This window comes from Actinopolyspora mzabensis (assembly GCF_900101095.1).
Classification (GTDB): Bacteria; Actinomycetota; Actinomycetes; order Mycobacteriales; family Pseudonocardiaceae; genus Actinopolyspora; species Actinopolyspora mzabensis.
Map to the genome: position 1 here is coordinate 1 of NZ_FNFM01000016.1, position 17,523 is coordinate 17,523.

The window sequence follows — 17,523 nt, forward strand, 5'->3', positions numbered from 1 at the left end:
CCAGCAGATCTCCCGAATGCCCTTTGCTGTTGACTGCATCCACCGTAGCACCCCAACCAACCCCCCACTCACCGGGGGGCCACCCACCAACACCGAAACCCAACCCACCAAGGCCAGATCCCGAGCCAGCAAGCACCAGGCACCACATGCAGTTCTTCAAACAACCAGCCACCACCACGAACCGAACACCAGAAACCACCCAAACAAACCCGGAACCACATCCCAGGCTCACCATTTCCCGTGATTTCCAGCCCGGCCCCGCCGTGCTGACAACAACCACTCTAAACCCCCACCACACCACCCCACACACCCACCCCCACCAACCACCAAAACACCAGGTGAACCCGGGGTTCACACGTCCAGGAAAGAACATGCAACGAATCAGCCGTACTCGTTCGTCACGCCGGAGCTCGGTATTCATGTTCGTCCACGTACGGGTGAGTATCGGCCACACCTCGTTCCGTCACCGGCGAGCGCGGTAACCTCGATCTCGGAACACGACCACGGGGGTAGCAGTGGATTCGACACCGATTTACACCGAATTGCGGAACACGCTGATCGACCCGGAAGGGGACCACTGGACGACCAGTGCCCCGCCCGAGTTCGTCGCCTCCCTGGAAAGTGCTCACGAGCAGAGTGATCAGTCGGAGCAGGGTTCGGGTGGTAGCCACAGCACCGGAGCACAACCACCGCCACAGCAGAGCAGGCGCAGCACCGGTCGCCGTCATCGCGCGGAGGACTGATCAACCCTCACTCAACCGTTCGGGTCGTCCGGCGGCGGCCCGAACGGTGCCCTATCGCGCGGCACCGTTTCCGTTCGGCGCGTGGTCTCCCGGCGTGTTCGAACCGGCATGGCCGGCGAGTGACTACTGCACCCGCCCGGCACGGCAGGGATCGGCAGGGCACCGGGTGCCGATGCACCAGTACCGGCACCCGGTGCGCCAGTACCGGCACGATGGGAACGAGCGTGACCGCTTCACTCGTTCGCGGAAGAGAACTGTGGAAGCGAAACAGCGGGGAAACGGCTCTCCTCGGTCTCCTCGCCGTCTCCCGACAGTGCCTGTCCGCCGGCGCCCCGCCGGGAATCGTCCGGCGTGAAGGACAGCGGGTGCTCCAGCAACGTCTCCTGATCGAGCTGGCCGCTCTGGCCGCTCTGGTCGAACTGGTCGCTCTGCGACGTCGGTTCGGACCGGTCCGACCCTTGCTCCTGGCGATCCTGCTGGTAGCGCTCGTGGCTGCGTCGAGCCGCGCCCCGGATCTCCTCGGTCAGCTTGCGGTTGGCCTGACGGACCTTCCGCTCTTCCCGCTCCTGCTTCCGGCTCTGCCGCCGGTTGTTGTTCTGCTGCTGCGCCGTGCGTGCCTGCCTGATGTACGGCCCGAACAGCTCGCGCAGGTTTCGCGCATTCTGTTCACTCAGGTCGATTTCATAGCTCACGCCATCCATGGCGAAAGTAACTGTCTGCTGCGCTTCGGACCCGTCGATGTCGTCGACGAGTTCGACCTGAATCCGCTCGGCCATGATCACCTGTTTCGGGAACGTGCCCCGTCTCGCTCCGCGACACTTGCCGGTAAGACACCTCCGACCGACACTTACGTTATAGCACGCGGTCGGGCCGTTGTCTCCTCCTCACGATAGAACAACCTCATGCGCGCTCGTAAACCACCCACGCCCATGTAGTCGGTTCCTAAAAACCAATACTACTGGAACCCCTCACTCGGGCGACGCGGTACTCCGTGTTGTGCTGATCGAGGAAGAGCACTACAACGCGAACAGTGACGCGGAGCTCACTAGAACATCACGTAGCGGCCGTTCACGACAATAGAGTAACGCTGGTTTATTGTACTGGCGCGCTTCGTCGTAAGCTGTGGATGACCGACGAAAACGATCCGGAATCGAGGGTTAGCAGTGGCGCAGAAGGTAACGGTTCAACTGGTCGACGATGTCGACGGTTCCGAAGCGGAGTCGACCGTCGAGTTCGCGCTGGATGGTGTGAGCTACACGATTGACCTGTCGTCCGAAAACGCTGCCGAACTCCGCGACGCGCTGGCTCCCTATCTTTCCAGTGCCCGTCGCGTCGGCGGCCGCAAGCGCAGCGGCAAGGCGAACAAGACCGGGAAAACTCGCCAGTCGAACAGCGGTTCGCAAGCTCCGAAAGCCGCCGACCGTGAACGGAATCAGGCCATTCGGGAATGGGCGCGCCAACAGGGTATGCAGGTTTCCGATCGTGGCCGGATTCCCGCGGAGATCGTCGAGGCCTACGACAAAGCTCAGTGAGCCGACTGTAGTGCCCTGGCGGGCGGGGTGACACGAGTGGTCCCCGCCCGCCGGGGAGGCCCGACCGAAAACATTGCGTGCACGAAAGCACGCCAAATGTGATCGTTTTTCGTTCAATCGGCGGCCCGCTCCAAGAATTCGTTAATCTCCTCCTCCATCGGCATCGAGCCGCTCGCGCCCTTTCGCTGTATCGACAACGCCGCGGCCGCGGATCCTCGCCGCAACGCTCGGGTGATTTCCGTGCCGCGGGCCAGCGCCGCCGCCAGCACACCGACGAAGGTGTCCCCCGCCGCCGTGGTGTCCACCGCCCGCACCGAGAACGCGGGGACCCTGACGCGCTCGCCCGCTCGATTTCCGTAGAGCACCCCCTGACCTCCCATGGTCACCACGACCTCCGGAACGCTCTCCAACAACGCGGGCAGAGCTCGTTCCGGATCCGATTCACCAGTGAGAACGGCTGCTTCGTGCTCGTTCGGCACCAGCAGATCCACGTTCGACAGCAGCGACTCCGGGACCGGCTCCGCCGGGGCCGGGGTCAGGATCACGCGTACTCCGTTCCGGGAAGCCACCTCGGCGGCCTCCGAAACTCCCCGCAGCGGGGTCTCCAGCTGCAACAGCAGGCAACCCGAGTCGGCGATCGCGTCCGCGTCGCCGTCGTGCAGTCGATCGACCGTGTCGTTGGCACCTCCCACGATGATGATCGAGTTCCCCCCGTCGTCGTCGACCACGATGTGCGCGGTGCCGCTGTGGCCCTCCACTGTCCGCAGCCCCGCCGTGTCGACTCCCGAGGCGACCAGTTCGGCACGGATCCGAGTGCCGAACCCGTCGTCACCGACCGCCCCGAGAAACCGGGTGCTCGCGGCGCCCCGCGCAGCGGCTATCGCCTGGTTGGCTCCCTTTCCTCCGGGGACGGTGCTGAACGCACGACCGTGCATCGTCTCTCCCCTGCGTGGTGGTGTCGCCACGTAGGCGACCAGATCCATGTTGCAACTACCGAATACCGTCACCATCGTCACGGGGCCATAATTACCGTCCCGCCGGTTGAACGGAGCGGCGAGGGGCGCTGGCGCGTCGTACGCGACCCGCCGGTTGCCGGGACGTACCATGCCCGGCAACGAGTCGGAAAGAGGACGAGACGCGGTGGACTATGTAGTGACCGCGGGGCTGCGGCCTCCGGTGGACATCTCGAAACTCGACCCACTACAACAGGAGGGGGTGGTGTCGGTACTCGATCACCAGCTCGGTCGGGTCGAAGGGGTGGCGGGCCCCGAGGAGGAAGACATCGACGTGCTCGACTACCGGATCGAGGTCGGTCCGGACGGGTCGACCGTGATGCTGGCGGTCGACGCTCCCTCACTGTCGGCCGCGGAGAACGCCGCCGCCAACGTGCTGCGGGAGATCCTGCTGGACAGCCAAGTGCTGGAGCACTGGACGCTCACGCACTCCGAAGTGAAGATCACCGAGGACGAGTTCAACGAGAGTCTCGCGGCGGCGGAACAGCACTCCGGCGGTCAGCTCGGCGAGGCCGACGAGCGACTGCAGGCCGAGATCGAGGACGCCTTCGAGCAGGCCGAGCTCCCGGAGTCGGAGTCCTGGCGCACCGGCCCCGGCGGCACGGCCGAAGCGCGCTCCCCGAGCTCGGAGTCGCCCGAGACGGAGAACTGGCGGATTCGGCTGCACGAACTCTCGGAGCGGCTGCGCGCCTTCCCGGCGACTGCCTTCGACGAGAGCGGTTCCGACGAGCAGCGGGCGAACCTCGCTGCCGGCGCGCTGATTCACGCCGTCAGCGTCGTGACCGACGAGCTCTTCTACGACGAGCTGGCGCTGACGGTCAACGACGCCACGGCGGACGGCGCGGTAGGGCTACTGGTGCTGGAGGAGCTTCCGCCGTGCTACCAGCACAACTACGACGCGCGTTTCACGCGCTCACTGCTGTTGTGCTCCGCGGCCGTGGCCACCCGGCTGACGGGCACGCGCTGGCAACCACCGCGCTGTGTGGCGGAGGCGTTGGCACTACGGTTGTTCATCAACGAGGCCCGCGTCGTCCTGGAGGCCACGGAGCTGATGAGCTGGGACGAGAGCGCGCCGTTTTTCGACTCGTTCGCGGCTCAGGCGTGCCCGGACAATGCCTACGAGGAGCTGTTCGCGGTGGAGACGATCGCTGTCGACCGGTCCGATGCGCCGGAGGAATCGGTGACCGGAGAGGCCGTCGAACAGCGATTGCGTACCAGAGGACTCGCGTTCGACCAGTGGTTCAACAAGTACGAGGACGCGGGCAGCGGTACTGGACAACACCCGTATCTGGGTTGAATCCGCATCCGGGTCGAACCGAGCCGCGAGCGGACCGATATCCGGGCACGCTCGGGCGCACCGCCGGTGGCGCAGCCGGCGGTACGGCGGGGTTCGACGGACACCGGCCGTGGCTGCGGCTCCTCCGCGGCGAACGCGGAGCCCCGGGCCGCGGCCGGTGCCACGAGTCGTCACTCCTGGTGGCGCACCGAGTACGGCGGGACCGTCAGGCCGATCAGACTCGCGTCGTCGATCGTGGCCGGTTCGTACTGGCTCTTCGGCATCGTGTCGAGCATGACGTTGACCGGGTCGTCCAGCTGTTCGACCCGGCCGAACAGGAATGCCCACTCGTGCTCGTCGGAACCGAAGTAGGTGACGGTGTCGAACACCGTGCGGAATCGGTTGTAGGCCCGGACGAGCGTGGTGTTGCGCCAGACCGTCGGTGAGCCGGCCTGGAAACCGACCACACCGCCGGGTGCCAGCACGGCGTGACACCTTCGGATGAACTCCTCGCCGTACAGGCGGTTGTGCTGACTCTCGGTCTCGTCCGCCCGTTCGTCGGGGAGATCCACGATCACCAGGTCGTAGCGTTCTCCCGCGCCGATCGCCTGGTCGAGGAAACTCCAACCGTCGGTGTAGTGCAGCTTGATGGGACCGTTGCCCGCTTCCAGATCCGCGAGCTCGGCGGCGGTGTATCCGTACGGAAGGTGCTCGGCGCAGACGCGCACGCACTCACTGTCGATATCCACGTGGTCCACTCGCGCGGCGCCCGCCTTGACGGCCATCCGGCTGGCCACACCCTCGCTGGAGCCGACGATCAACACCCGCTCGAGTTGTTCCGCGAGCAGAAAGCCGGGCACCATCATCGCCTCGTGGTAGACCAGCTGCGAGAACTCGGTGCTCTGCCGATCGTCGTCACAGAACAAGGCGACGCCCTGGCCGGTACGGCCGACAACCACGTGCTGATAAGCGGTGTCGCCTTCCCACAACACCTCGTCGACGCGCCAGAGTCGCCGCATGTCGTCACCCAGCGGCTCCTGGATCCACTGCTTGCCGTCGAGCTCGATCAACTCCCGCTCCTTCGGATGAGCTCGGCCGAACACACGCTGTTCACGTGAGGCCTGTTTCGTAGTCATGACCACGCCGGATCGTCCGGCAGTTCACATTCGTCGGGCCCAGCGACTCGGCGAGCAGATCCACCGCGCGCTCCGGCTGAGCCTTGTTCCCGCAAGTGAACACATCGATGAAGATCGAACCGTTTTCCGGATAGGAGTGCAACGAAGCGTGGGATTCCGACAGGAGCGCGAGCACCGTCACACCCTGCGGATCGAATCGTTTCGAGATCACGTCACACACCGTGGCCTGAGAACGGTCCAGTGCGCTGTTGAGCGCCTCTGTCAGGAACTGTTCGTCATCGAGCAGCTCAGCGGCCACACCCTCGAGTTCGGCGAGGACGTGCTGACCGGTGAACAGTCCAACAGGCTGCAGGGTTCCGGCATCAATTGACATCTATCGACCTCCCAACATTTCGCAGATTCCTACTGGGAAACTTCCGAACGAGCCCGCACCGGGTCTCGGCCGGTCACGCTCGTTCGATGGTCTCGGCACTGTCGAAACACCAAGTGGTCAGTGGTTCGAATCCGTTGAAGCAGACCGAGGAGTAACTCGCGGTGTAGGCACCGGCACTGAGCAGATCGACCGTGTCCCCACCGCGCAGTGTGCTCGGAAGTTCGTAGCGGGTGTGCTGGTACAGCACGTCGTCGCCATCGCAGGTGGGGCCTGCCAGGACCACGGGGCCGAGCGGGTCCCCGTCCCGACTGGTGCGCAGCCGGTAGGTGATCGCCTCGCCCTCGGTTTCGGCCAGACCGTTGTAGCGTCCCGCGTCCAGGTAGACCCAGCGCCCCTGCCCCGCGGAGTCCTCGGAGACCAGCACGACCTCACTGCGCAGTACACCCGCGTCTCCCACGAGGTGGCGACCGGGTTCGAGCAGCACCTCCGGGCGGCCGGTGCCGAAGTGGCGCCGCAACGCGTCCTCGATCACGGCGGTGTACTCGGAGAGTTCCGGGGTCGGCTGGGTGTAGGTGGCGGGCAGCCCTCCACCCAGGTTAACCATGCGAACCGCGTCGGCGGGCATCTCGGGGTCGTGCAGCACCTCGGCCGCGGCGGCGATGCCGTGTTCCCAGGCTTCCGAGGAGAGCTGTTGCGAGCCGATGTGGAACGAGACTCCGTACGGCACGAGCCCCAGCTCACGGGCACGCCGCAGCAGCCGGACCGCGGTCGCGGGGGAACAGCCGAACTTGCGCCCGAAGGGTGTCCGGGAGCCGGTGTTGTCCACCGCGATTCGACAGAACACGCCGGCTCCGGGCGCCGAGGCGGCTATGTTCTCCAGGTCGGGGGTGCTGTCGGTGGCGAACAGTCGGACTCCGCGTTGATACGCGAGAGCGATGTCGGTCGGCTTTTTTATGGTGTTGCCGTAGGAGATCGACCGGGCGGGGGCGCCCTGGCGTAGGCACAGCTCGATCTCTCCGGGGCTGGCGACGTCGAAGGAGGCTCCCAGCCCGACCAGTTCGGCGACCACGCGGGGATCGGGATTGGCCTTGACCGCGTAGCAGATGCGCGCCCCGGGCAGTTCCGCGCTCAGCCGGGCGAAGCGATTCCGCACCACGGCGAGGTCCACGGCCAGGCAGGGGGTGGTGGGGCACGCCTCGTCGAGGAAGCCGCGGATACGTTCCGACTCCGCGGCGGAGGCCGCGGACGCCCCGTTCACGGTTGTCTCGACAGTGGTGCCGCCACCGGGGCGGTCCGTCACAGCGTGGCTGCCGGACAGGTCGGTCAATCCCGAAACCTCCGTTTCTCGGCCGTTGGCGGGCCGTCGCGTGGAACACACCAATCCGGCCAGGCCGATCCGTTACGGGGGTCCGAGGAGGACCGAGCCGCGGGGAATGCCCTGCACCGACCAGAAACGGTACCGCTGATGGCGGCGCATTTTCCAATCACACCCGAGGCTTCCCCCGGACAGCGGAACCGATTGTGACTACTGACACGGCCCGTGGCCACTCAGCGAATCGTTCACCGGAGACGAGATGTTTCAGTCACTCGAAAGTGTCCCGCCAATTGGATCGTGGTTCCCATTGGGCGGTTCGCCGAGCTCTTCGGCTCCCGGCCCGCGACGGAGCCCTTGCGTCCTCGCTCGAACTCGCGGAGGTGAGCTCGGCCACGGCGGCGAGACCGACGTAGCTCCCACGGCCGAGAGGACAGTCGGGAGCTCCCCGACTCCTCGACAAAAGCCCGCGCGGCGGAACCGGTCAACCGTTGATCTGTAGTGCCAGGTAGAAGTCCACCCTGGTGGGGAAGTCACCCAGATCACGGCCGGATATCTCCTCCACCCGCCGGATGCGGTAACGAAGCGTGTTCACGTGAACGTGTAGCCGCTGGGCACAGCGCGACCAGGACCCGGAGCACTCCAGGAACGTGCGCAACGTGTGGACCAGGTCCGACTGGTGGTCGCGGTCGTAGGCGAGCAGTCCGCCCAGCAGCCGTTGCCGGTAGGAGTGTCGCAGTTCGTCGGGCACCGCCGAGAGCAACACCTGCTGGGAGACCAGATCGGCCGCGGTGGCGATATCGCAGCGGCCGTGGCGCTGTTCGGCGAGTCGCCGGGTGTAGCGGGCCTCCTCGACGGCGCCTCGTAACCCGCTCGGGTCGGCCAGGTCGCTGACTCCCACGCTGACCTCCAGCCAGGCGGGCCCGTGTTCGAGATCGGCGAGCGTGCCGCGCAGCCAATCGGCCAGCCCGGCCAGTTCGACCGGACCACCGGCCCGCGCGCCGAACACCGCCAACGCACCGGTTTCCACGGGTGCGGTGACCGAGGGCAGACCACTGGCGGCGGCGATCTCCCGCAGCACGTCCGCGGCGGCTTCCGAACTCCCGTTCATGGACAACGCCACCGCGCACAGCGTTCCCTCACCGGACAGTCCCGCCTCGGCGAGCCTGCCCGCAACCTCCCTGGAACCGGCCGAGCCCTCCAGCAACGCGCGCAGCGCGGTGCCCACCGGACCACCGGAGACCTGGCGTCCCTCGTCGAGCCTGCTGCGCAGCAGGGCCACCGCCGTGGCGAGCTCGTTGGTCACCGACTCGCGCGTGGAATCCCGCTGCTCCGCCCCGGCGGGCAAAACGAGGAACCAGCGCGCCGCACGTGACTCGGTTCCGGAACTGACCGGCCAGAGCACATAAGCATCACCCCGCTCGGTGACCACCGTTCTGGGGAGTCGCTCCGCGCGCAGGAACTCCCGGACGAGCGTGCGGCGGTCGGGGACGGACAACTCGCCGTGCTCCGCCACGGTCGCCCCCACCGCGGAGCAAACCCAGCAGTCGCTGCCCAGCTCGGACGCGGCGGCCGTCAGCACCCTGGGGAGATCGGCGCCCGCGGCCACGTCGGTGACCAGGTCCCTGCCGGAGGTCCGTTCGTTGCGAACGGCACCGAGCACGTGTTCGAACAACGTGTTGAAGCTGACACTGACCGAGAGTTCGAACAGCGGCACGCCGTGTCGGGCGCAGGCCCGTACGAGGTCGGCAGGCGCTCTTCCCAACCGTGCCGTACCGGCCACCAGAGCCGCCACTCCCGCGTCGGACAGCGCGGCCGCGAACTCCTCGGAGTCGGTGGCGTGCCGGTGCCACACCAGGCCGCTGAGTACCAACTCACCGCCCTGCAGATAGCGCCTCGGGTCGATGAGGTCGGTGACGTACACCCCGCGCACCACCCGGTCCAGCCGGTCGCCTCCCGTGAGCAGGGTCAACCCCAGCCGGGAATCGTCCAACAGATCGCCGAGAAGCACGCACGCACCCTAATTCTGGAATCGCCTGTATTCCGCCGGAGTGCCGCCCCGGCCCCGGTCCGTTCGTCCGAGTCGGCCGTGCGGCGGTCGGAACCCGGCGATCCTAGGCATGCCCGGGGCGACGTCTGCAAGAGGTGGCACACGCCGAAACACGATCATCACGGGAAATTCCACGCTCCGCTCCGGTGCTCGGCTACGTTGCCCACGGACAACGCACTCGGAGGCCAAGCCGGTACCGGGCCGTTGGTTGTAGGAAAGCACGAAAACCACTCGTTCACCAGCGGTTCGATTCATGTTTTCCACCGCTAGTCAATTCGGGTGGACAGGCTGTGTACTTACTCACATCCCAACGGCCTATCTCGGGTTGTGATCTGGAGAAACACAGTGGATTTCCTACGACCGGCCTGCTGGAGCGAAGCGCTCGAAGCCAAGGCCAACCACCCCGATGCGACTCCCGTCGCGGGCGGCACCGACGTCATGGTGGAACTGAACTTCGACCACCGGCGTCCGGAGACGCTGCTCGACCTGACTCGCATCGAACAGCTCCGGGAGTGGTCGCGAACCGAGCGGGCAGGCGTGGCGTCGGTGCGCATCGGTGCGGGCGTGCCCTACTCACGACTGATCGACGAGCTGGGGACCAGCCTGCCGGGGCTCGCCATGGCCGCCCGAACCGTGGGATCGCCGCAGATCCGGAACCGGGGAACGCTCGGCGGGAACCTCGCCTCGGCGTCCCCCGCGGGCGACGGACATCCCCCGCTGCTGGCTTCGAACGCGGAGATCGAGTTGGAGTCGGTACGCGGCAGCAGAACGATCCCGATCGAGGAGTTCTTCACCGGGGTCAAACGGAGCGCCATGGCCTCGGACGAACTGGTCGCGGCGGTCCACGTGCCGGTGAGCACGGGGCCGCAGCAGTTCTCCAAGATCGGTACTCGTAACGCGATGGTCATCGCCGTGTGCACCTTCGCGGTCGCGCTGTGGCCGGAGCGGAGCGGTGTCGGCACCGGACTGGGCTCGGCGGCCCCCACGCCACGCTCCGCCCCCGAGGCCGAGGAGTTCCTCGCCGCGGCGCTGACCGAGGCCGACCAGTGGGACGATCCGCGCCCCCTGCCGGACTCGATCACCGAGCGCTTCGGCGAACTGGTGGCCCAGGCGGCGGCCCCGATCGACGACGTACGAGGTACGGCCGGTTACCGCACACACGCCTTGCACGTGCTCGCGCGCCGCACGCTGTCCTGGGCCTGGGACGAGTACCGCGGCGGCACCGAATTCTCCGGGAGGCAACGATGCGCCTGAATCTGAACGTCAACGGCCGCGCCATGACCGCCGACGACGTGTGGGAAGGCGAGAGCCTGCTTTACGTACTGCGGGAACGGCTCGGGCTCCCGGGGTCCAAGAACGCCTGTGAACAGGGCGAGTGCGGATCCTGCACGGTCTACCTCGACCGGGTTCCGGTCTGTGCCTGCCTGGTGGCGGCGGGCCAGGCGCAGGACCGCGAGGTGGGGACAGTGGAGGGGCTCGCCGACGAGGAGGAACTGGCCCCCGTGCAGCGGGCCTTCGTCGACGAGGGCGCGGTGCAGTGCGGCTTCTGCACCCCCGGTCTGCTGGTCGCGGCGGACGACCTGATCAACCGGGTGCCCGAGCCCTCCGACGCGGAGATCAGGGAGGCTCTGGCCGGGAACCTGTGCCGGTGCACCGGCTACGAGAAGATCATGGCCGCGGTACGCACCGCGGCGGAGCGGAACGCGGGCACCGGCATCTCCGGGTCCACCGGGGGTGACCGGGAATGAGCCACGGCCCCGCGACGAGCGAGAGCCCCGGAGCGAGTGGCGGCCCCGGAACGAAGGGCGGCCCCAGCACGAACGGCGGCGACGCGCGACCACAACCGAGTCGCACCGTGATCGAGGGCGCGGCCGTGGTCACCGTCGACGCACCGGAGCCGAACACCTCGGGTACCGGAACCGAGTACACCGAGGGACACGTGGTGATCGAGGACGGCCGCATCAGCGCCGTGGGGCCCGGTGCGGCCCCGTCCCAACCGGGACCGGTTCGCCGTGTGGACGGCAGCGGTTGCCTGCTCACTCCCGGCCTGGTCAACACGCATCACCATCTCTACCAGTGGGCGACGCGCGGTTACGCGGTCGACGCGACGCTGTTCGGCTGGCTCACCGAGCTCTACCCCGTCTGGGCGGGCATCGACGAGGAGCTGACCGGTTCCGCCGCCGCGGCGGGGCTGGGCTGGACGGCGTTGTCGGGATGCACCACTGTCGCCGATCACCACTACGTGTTTCCCGACACGGGTGGGGATGTGCTCGGCGGCGTGGTCTCCGGAGCCGAACGCATCGGCGTGCGGCTGCACGCGGTGCGCGGCTCGATGGACCGGGGGCAGTCCGCCGGGGGACTGCCCCCGGACTCGGCGGTCGAGGACACCGAGTCGGCGTTGCGCGGAACCGAGGACGCGATCCGGCGGTTTCACGACCCGGCATTCGACTCCCGGGTGCGGGTGGCCGTGGGCCCCTGCTCCCCGTTCTCGGTCAGCGGCGAACTGATGCGTTCGTCGGCCGAGCTGGCTCGGCGCCACGGGGTGCGGCTGCACACCCACCTCGCGGAGACGATCGACGAGCTCGAGCGCTGCGACCGGGAGTTCGGCTGTGATCCGGTCGACTACGCCGAGCGGCTCGGTTGGCTGGGCGAGGACGTCTGGCTGGCCCACGGCGTGCATCTCTCCGAACGCAATGTCGCACGGTTGGGCGAGACCGGCACCGGTGTGGCGCACTGTCCGAGTTCGAACGGACGGCTCGGGGCCGGAACCGCTCCGGTGCGCCCCCTGCTGGACCACGAGGCCCCGGTCGGCCTCGGTATCGACGGGGTGGCCTCCAACGAGTCGGGGCGGCTCGGTGACGAACTGCACCAGGCACTGCTGCTCGGCAGGGCACGGTACGGGCCTGACGCGCTGTCGGTTCGTGACGCGCTGTGGATGGGAACCCGCGGTGGAGCGCGTTGTCTGGGACGGGAGGACGAGTTGGGCTCGCTGGAGCCCGGCAAGCTCGCCGACATCGCGCTGTGGGACCTCGACGGGCTGGGTCACGCGGGCATCGGCGATCCGGTTGCCGCACTGGCGCTCGGCCCGCTGCCGAGGCTGCGCAGGTTGCTGTGCGGCGGCGAGACCGTCGTCGCCGACGCCCGGTTGGTGCGGGAGTCGGAGCGGGACCTCACAGCGGAGCTGCGCCGGAGCTGTTCGAGCCTCGCCGCCAAGGGGGTCGGATGAGTTCGACATCTTCGTGGATTTCCCGCCCGGCTGTCCCCCGCTCCGTGACAGCCGCGCATCGAGACCGGTCGGCACGACACACTCCGGAAGAGGTGGCCCGATGAGCAATACACACGCACCGGCGCATCGCCCCCAGGACCTCGATGACGCCATCGCCGGAGGGGTCGGCGAATCGCCGCTGCGCCCGGACGGAGCACTGAAGGTACGCGGGGACTTCGCCTACTCGTCGGACCTGTGGGCGGAGAACATGCTCTGGGGAGCCACCCTGCGCAGCCCGCACCCCTCGGCACGGATCCGTTCCATCGACATCGGTCCGGCGCTGCGCGCCCCGGGGGTTTACACGGTGCTGACGGCGGCGGACGTGCCGGGACGCAATCTCTACGGGCTCAAGGACATCGACCAGCCGGTGCTCGCCGAGGAGATGGTGCGGTACCGCGGCGAGGCGGTGGCGCTGGTGGCGGCGGATCACCCGGAGACCGCGCGGCGTGCGCTGGATCTGGTCGAGGTCGACTACGAGGTGCTGGAACCGGTGGTCGACGCGGAGCTGGCGGCCCGCGACGAGTCGGTGCCGAAGGTGCATCCCGGCGGCAACACGGTGCGGTACCAGCCGATCGTCAAGGGCGATCCCGAGGCGACCGCCGATGTCGTGGTCTCGGGCACCTACACCGTCGGCATGCAGGACCAGGCGTTCCTCGGCCCCGAATCCGGTCTCGCCATCCCCGGTGAGGACGGCGGGGTCGATCTGTACCTGGCGACACAGGACCTGCACAGCGACCGCAAGCAGACGGCGGCGGCGCTGGACCTGGATCCGGAGCTGGTGCGGATGACCATGTCCGGTGTGGGAGGCGCCTTCGGCGGCAGGGAGGACCTGTCCATGCAGGTGCACGTCTGCATGCTCGCGCTGCGCACCGGCAGACCGGTCAAGATCGTCTACGACCGGGAGGAGTCCTTCTTCGGCCACGTGCATCGCCATCCGGCGAGGATGTACTACGAGCACGGCGCCACCGAGGACGGCGACCTGGTGTACGTCCGCGCGCAGCTCTACTTCGACGGGGGCGCCTACGCCTCCAAGACCCCGGTGGTGGTGGGCAACGGCACCACCCTGGGGGTGGGCCCCTACGACGTGCCCAACGTCTCGATCCAGGGGTGGGGCATGTACACCAACAACCCGCCGTGCGGTGCGATGCGTGGGTTGGGTGCCGTGCAGCCCGCCTTCGCCTACGAGTCGCAGATGGACCGGCTCGCGGCGAAGCTCGGCATGGATCCGGTGGAGCTGCGCATCCGCAACGCGATCAGCCGGGGCGGTACCACTCCGACCGGGCAGGTGCTGGACTACCCGGCACCGGTGGCGGAACTGCTGCGTCGGGTGCGTGACCTGCCGTTGCCGGCGGCGCACAATCCCGACACCGCACCCGACATCCGGGACCTGCCCGGCGGAGCCTCCAACACCACCCACGGCGAGGGGGTGGTGCGCGGTGTCGGCTACGGCGTGTGCATCAAGAACGTCTGCTACGCGGAGGGGGCCGACGATTTCTCCACCGCCCGCGTGCGGTTGCAGGTCGTGGCCGGTGAACCGCTCGCGATGGTGCACACCGCCGCCGCCGAGGTCGGCCAGGGCGTGGTCACGGTGCAGCAGCAGATCACCCGCAGCGAGCTGGGTGTGGAGCGGGTCAACATCCATCCGAACGACACCGAGGTGGGACCGGCCGGTTCCAGCTCCGCCTCCCGGCAGACCTATGTGACCGGTGGTGCGGTGCAGGCGGCTTGCCGAGCGGTGCGTGATCGGCTGTTGGCGCTCACTGCCGAGCGGTTCGGCGAGCCTGCCTCGGAGTTGTCGCTGGCCGGTGGAAAGGTCGTGTCGGCCGGTTCGGGCGTGGTCGCCGACATCGCCGAGGTGCTCGGTTCCGAGGTCGTCGAGGAGACCAGGGAGTACCACCACCGCGAGACGTTCCCGCTCGACGAGCAGGGTCACAGCGAGCGTGCGCAGGTGCAGCACGCCTTCTCCGCCCACCGTGCCGTGGTCGACGTGGACACGGAGCTGGGGCTGATCAAGGTGGTGCAACTGGACTGCTCGCAGGACGTCGGCAAGGCGGTCAACCCCGAGTCGGTGGTGGGACAGATCCAGGGCGGCTCCGCCCAGGGGCTCGGCCTCGCGGTCATGGAGGAGATTCAGGTCGGCGAGGGCAAGATCCGCAATCCCTCGTTCACCGACTACCTGATCCCGACCATCCTCGACATGCCGCCGATGAACGTCGACGTCATCGAGCGGGGCGATCCGAACGCCCCCTACGGCGTGCGGGGCGTCGGGGAACCCCCCACGATCTCCTCCACCCCGGCGATCGTGGCCGCGATCCGTGCGGCGACCGGTGAGGAGCTCACCCACGTGCCGGTCGGTCCCGAGCACGTCATCGGCTGAGTCGCCGGCCGAGCGGAATCCGGCGAACAGCGGGCCCGATCGGGGCGCCCGAACGCGGCCCCGGGAAGTAACGGCACGACCTCCTCGAACCACTCGTGCTCCGCGCGCCGTGCCGCCCCGGGGCCGCCCCCGAAACCGTCCGCACCAGGAAAGGAAGCGTCTTGTCCGCACAGCAGACCGTGGAGGCACTCCCGCCGCGAGCCGAGGAGTGGATGCGGGAAGCGATCCGGCTGGCCACCGAGAGCGTGTCGAACGGCGGTGGTCCGTTCGGTGCCGTGATCGGTCGTGGTGAGGAGATCGTCGCGACCGGCACGAACATGGTGACCAGCGACCTCGACCCCACCGCCCACGCCGAGGTCACCGCCATCCGCAACGCCTGCCGCACCCTGAACAGCTTTCGACTGGACGGCTGCGTGCTGATCTCGTCGTGCGAACCGTGCCCGATGTGCATGGCCTCCGCGCTGTGGAGTCGGGTGGACCGAATCGGCTTCGCGGCCGACCGCCACGACGCCGCGGTCGCGGGTTTCGACGACCGGGCCTTCTACGACCTGTTCACCGATCCCGACGCGGTATGGCCGACGCCGGTACGGCGCCTGGACGCCGCGAACCGGACCGAACCCTTCGACGCCTGGCAGCACAAGGCCGACCGCGTCGAGTACTGACGGCCCCGTTTACGCTGTCGGTGCCGTTTCACGGCTGCGGCGGTTCGCGACGACCGGGTCGCGACCGCTGCCGTGGGCACGGAGCGAGGAGTGCGCCTCGGGCGCGTTCCAGCCCCCGCAGCAAGGCGTCAACCGCCGTGCTCGAAACACTCGTAACTCACCAAACGCCCCTGATCGGGCCGGACACAGTGCTGTTCACGGCCCGAGGACCAGTCCGGCCCGAAAGCCGCCGCCGAAGGCTCGGGCCGGGGGCGCCCACCGGCATGGGAGGACGCATGACCCAGCTGAGACCGGATTCGACGGACACGGATCCGGCCCCCGAACCCGAGCCGCGCTCACCGATCGACCGGTATTTCCGGATTACCCGACGCGGTTCCAGTATGTCCCGCGAGGTGCGGGGCGGGATCACGACATTCGTGGCGATGTCCTACATCGTGCTGCTCAACCCGCTGATTCTCGGTTCGGCCGAGGACATCACGGGGGCGAGTCTGAGCAACACCGAGCTCACCACCGCCACGGCGCTGTGTGCCGGGGTGATGACCATCCTGATGGGTGTGGTCGGCAACGCGCCGCTGGCGATGGCGGCCGGGCTCGGCGTGATACCGGTGGTGGCCTTCACCGTCGCGCCGGAGATGACCTGGGCACAGGCCATGGGGCTGGTGGTGCTCGAAGGTGTCTGCATCGTGCTGATGGCGATCAGCGGGGTGCGGGAACGGATCATCAACTCGATTCCGCCCGCGCTCAAGACGGCGCTTACGGTGGGTATCGGTCTCTACATCGCGCTGGTGGGGCTGGTCAGCGCCGGGTTCGTCACCAGGCAACCCGATGCGGCCAACACCGATGTCCCGGTACAGCTGGGGCCGGGTGGGCACCTGGTCGGCTGGCCACTCGGGCTGTTCTGCCTGACCCTGCTGCTGATGGTGGTGCTGGTCGCCCGGAGGGTGCCCGGCGCGATCCTGATCAGCATCGTGACCGGAACTCTGCTGTCGGTTCTGGTCAACGCCGTGTTCGACGTGCCCGCCGAGCAGTGGGGACGTACCACGCCCGACCTGCCGTCGAGCCTGGTGGCGACACCGGACTTCGGGTTGTTCGGCAACATCGACCTGTTCGGCGGGTTCGTGAACGCGGGCGTGATCGCCGCTGTGGTGTTCCTGTTCACGCTGGTGCTGTCGGGCTTCTTCGACGCGATGGGAACCATCACCAGTGTCAGCAGCGAGGCCGGACTGACCAGTTCGGACGGCAAGGTGCAGGGCATGGGCCGCATCCTGCTGGTCGACGGCATCGGCGCGGTGGGCGGCGGTGTCACCGGTTCCTCCCCGAACACGGTCTTTCTGGAGTCGGCTGCCGGAGTGGCCGAAGGGGCCCGTACCGGTCTGGCCAGCGTGGTGACCGGCGTGCTGTTCGCGGCCACCATGCTGTTCACCCCGCTGGCCGCGGTGGTCCCGGCGCAGGCGGCGGCGCCCGCCCTGGTCCTGGTCGGCGGGATGATGATGGCGCAGGTGCGCAACATTCCGTGGCACGACGAGGACTTCGTGATCCCGGTGTTTCTGACCGTGGCGATCATTCCGTTCACCTACTCGATCACCAACGGCGTGGGTGCGGGACTGATCTCCTACTGCGCGATCAAGATCTGCAAGGGACGCGCCAAGGAGATCGGCTGGCTGCTCAGCGTGCTGTCGCTGATCTTCGCGCTCTATTTCGGGATCGAGGGGATAAAGGCCGTGTTCGGCGTCTCCTGATTGCCCGCGGGACCCGCTCCCGCACCGGGATCCCCCGGCCCTCGG

Annotated in this window: 15 protein-coding genes; 9 read left to right on the plus strand and 6 right to left on the minus strand. The window is 67.9% G+C overall.

Translation table 11 applies throughout. From position 1 onward, the window contains the following. Positions 1-515: 515 nt before the first annotated feature. Complete coding sequence (locus BLR41_RS21770) at positions 516-743, plus strand: hypothetical protein (RefSeq protein ID WP_092632545.1); 228 nt, start codon at positions 516-518, stop codon at positions 741-743. A gap of 233 nt (positions 744-976) precedes the next feature. On the opposite strand, the gene BLR41_RS21775 is transcribed toward BLR41_RS21770, so the two are convergent. Further along, positions 977-1,525 (minus strand): histone-like nucleoid-structuring protein Lsr2, encoded by a 549-nt coding sequence (locus BLR41_RS21775; RefSeq protein WP_425426943.1) that lies wholly within the window; start codon positions 1,523-1,525, stop codon positions 977-979. 381 nt (positions 1,526-1,906) lie between these two features. On the opposite strand from BLR41_RS21775, the gene BLR41_RS21780 reads away from it, so the two are divergent. Then, complete coding sequence (locus BLR41_RS21780; RefSeq protein ID WP_092632551.1) at positions 1,907-2,275, plus strand: histone-like nucleoid-structuring protein Lsr2; 369 nt, start codon at positions 1,907-1,909, stop codon at positions 2,273-2,275. A 113-nt stretch (positions 2,276-2,388) separates the two neighbouring features. On the opposite strand, the gene rbsK is transcribed toward BLR41_RS21780, so the two are convergent. Continuing rightward, entirely contained in the window at positions 2,389-3,285 is an 897-nt protein-coding gene (gene rbsK, locus BLR41_RS21785) for a ribokinase (protein WP_092632730.1), read from the minus strand. A gap of 130 nt (positions 3,286-3,415) precedes the next feature. Between rbsK and BLR41_RS21790 the strand changes: the two genes are divergently transcribed. Then, a complete protein-coding gene (locus BLR41_RS21790) occupies positions 3,416-4,585 on the plus strand; it encodes a hypothetical protein (protein ID WP_092632554.1) in 1,170 nt (389 codons plus the stop codon). A 170-nt stretch (positions 4,586-4,755) separates the two neighbouring features. On the opposite strand, the gene BLR41_RS21795 is transcribed toward BLR41_RS21790, so the two are convergent. The 4 genes from BLR41_RS21795 to BLR41_RS21810 form a co-directional block, all read right to left on the minus strand. Beyond that, positions 4,756-5,634, minus strand: coding sequence for a spermidine synthase (locus BLR41_RS21795; RefSeq protein WP_092632733.1), 879 nt, complete (start codon positions 5,632-5,634; stop codon positions 4,756-4,758). 40 nt (positions 5,635-5,674) lie between these two features. Then, on the minus strand, positions 5,675-6,073 hold the full coding sequence (gene speD, locus BLR41_RS21800) for an adenosylmethionine decarboxylase (RefSeq protein WP_092632557.1): 399 nt from the start codon (positions 6,071-6,073) through the stop codon (positions 5,675-5,677). A gap of 73 nt (positions 6,074-6,146) precedes the next feature. After that, positions 6,147-7,400, minus strand: coding sequence for a type III PLP-dependent enzyme (locus tag BLR41_RS21805; RefSeq protein WP_092632560.1), 1,254 nt, complete (start codon positions 7,398-7,400; stop codon positions 6,147-6,149). A 469-nt stretch (positions 7,401-7,869) separates the two neighbouring features. Next, positions 7,870-9,396 (minus strand): PucR family transcriptional regulator, encoded by a 1,527-nt coding sequence (locus tag BLR41_RS21810; protein WP_092632563.1) that lies wholly within the window; start codon positions 9,394-9,396, stop codon positions 7,870-7,872. Positions 9,397-9,780: 384 nt separating this feature from the next. Here BLR41_RS21810 and BLR41_RS21815 point away from each other — a divergent pair, with 384 nt between their 5' ends. The 6 genes from BLR41_RS21815 (at position 9,781) to BLR41_RS21840 (ending at position 17,478) form a co-directional block, all read left to right on the plus strand. Then, positions 9,781-10,689: an FAD binding domain-containing protein gene (locus tag BLR41_RS21815; RefSeq protein ID WP_092632566.1), complete on the plus strand. Its 909-nt coding sequence runs from the start codon at positions 9,781-9,783 to the stop codon at positions 10,687-10,689. Beyond that, a complete protein-coding gene (locus tag BLR41_RS21820; RefSeq protein ID WP_092632569.1) occupies positions 10,680-11,183 on the plus strand; it encodes a (2Fe-2S)-binding protein in 504 nt (167 codons plus the stop codon). The genes BLR41_RS21815 and BLR41_RS21820 overlap by 10 nt, the downstream gene beginning before the upstream one ends. Then, positions 11,180-12,661, plus strand: coding sequence for an 8-oxoguanine deaminase (locus BLR41_RS21825; protein WP_092632572.1), 1,482 nt, complete (start codon positions 11,180-11,182; stop codon positions 12,659-12,661). Before BLR41_RS21820 ends, BLR41_RS21825 begins: the two co-directional genes overlap by 4 nt. A 100-nt stretch (positions 12,662-12,761) precedes the next feature. Continuing rightward, complete coding sequence (pucD, locus tag BLR41_RS21830; protein ID WP_092632575.1) at positions 12,762-15,077, plus strand: xanthine dehydrogenase subunit D; 2,316 nt, start codon at positions 12,762-12,764, stop codon at positions 15,075-15,077. 212 nt (positions 15,078-15,289) lie between these two features. Continuing rightward, positions 15,290-15,739 carry a deaminase gene (locus tag BLR41_RS21835; protein ID WP_092632736.1) on the plus strand — a complete coding sequence of 150 codons (450 nt, stop codon included), beginning with the start codon at positions 15,290-15,292 and terminating at the stop codon, positions 15,737-15,739. Between the two features lie 275 nt (positions 15,740-16,014). After that, positions 16,015-17,478, plus strand: a complete 1,464-nt coding sequence (locus BLR41_RS21840; RefSeq protein ID WP_092632578.1) for an NCS2 family permease — start codon at positions 16,015-16,017, stop codon at positions 17,476-17,478. The last annotated feature ends 45 nt before the right edge of the window (positions 17,479-17,523 follow it).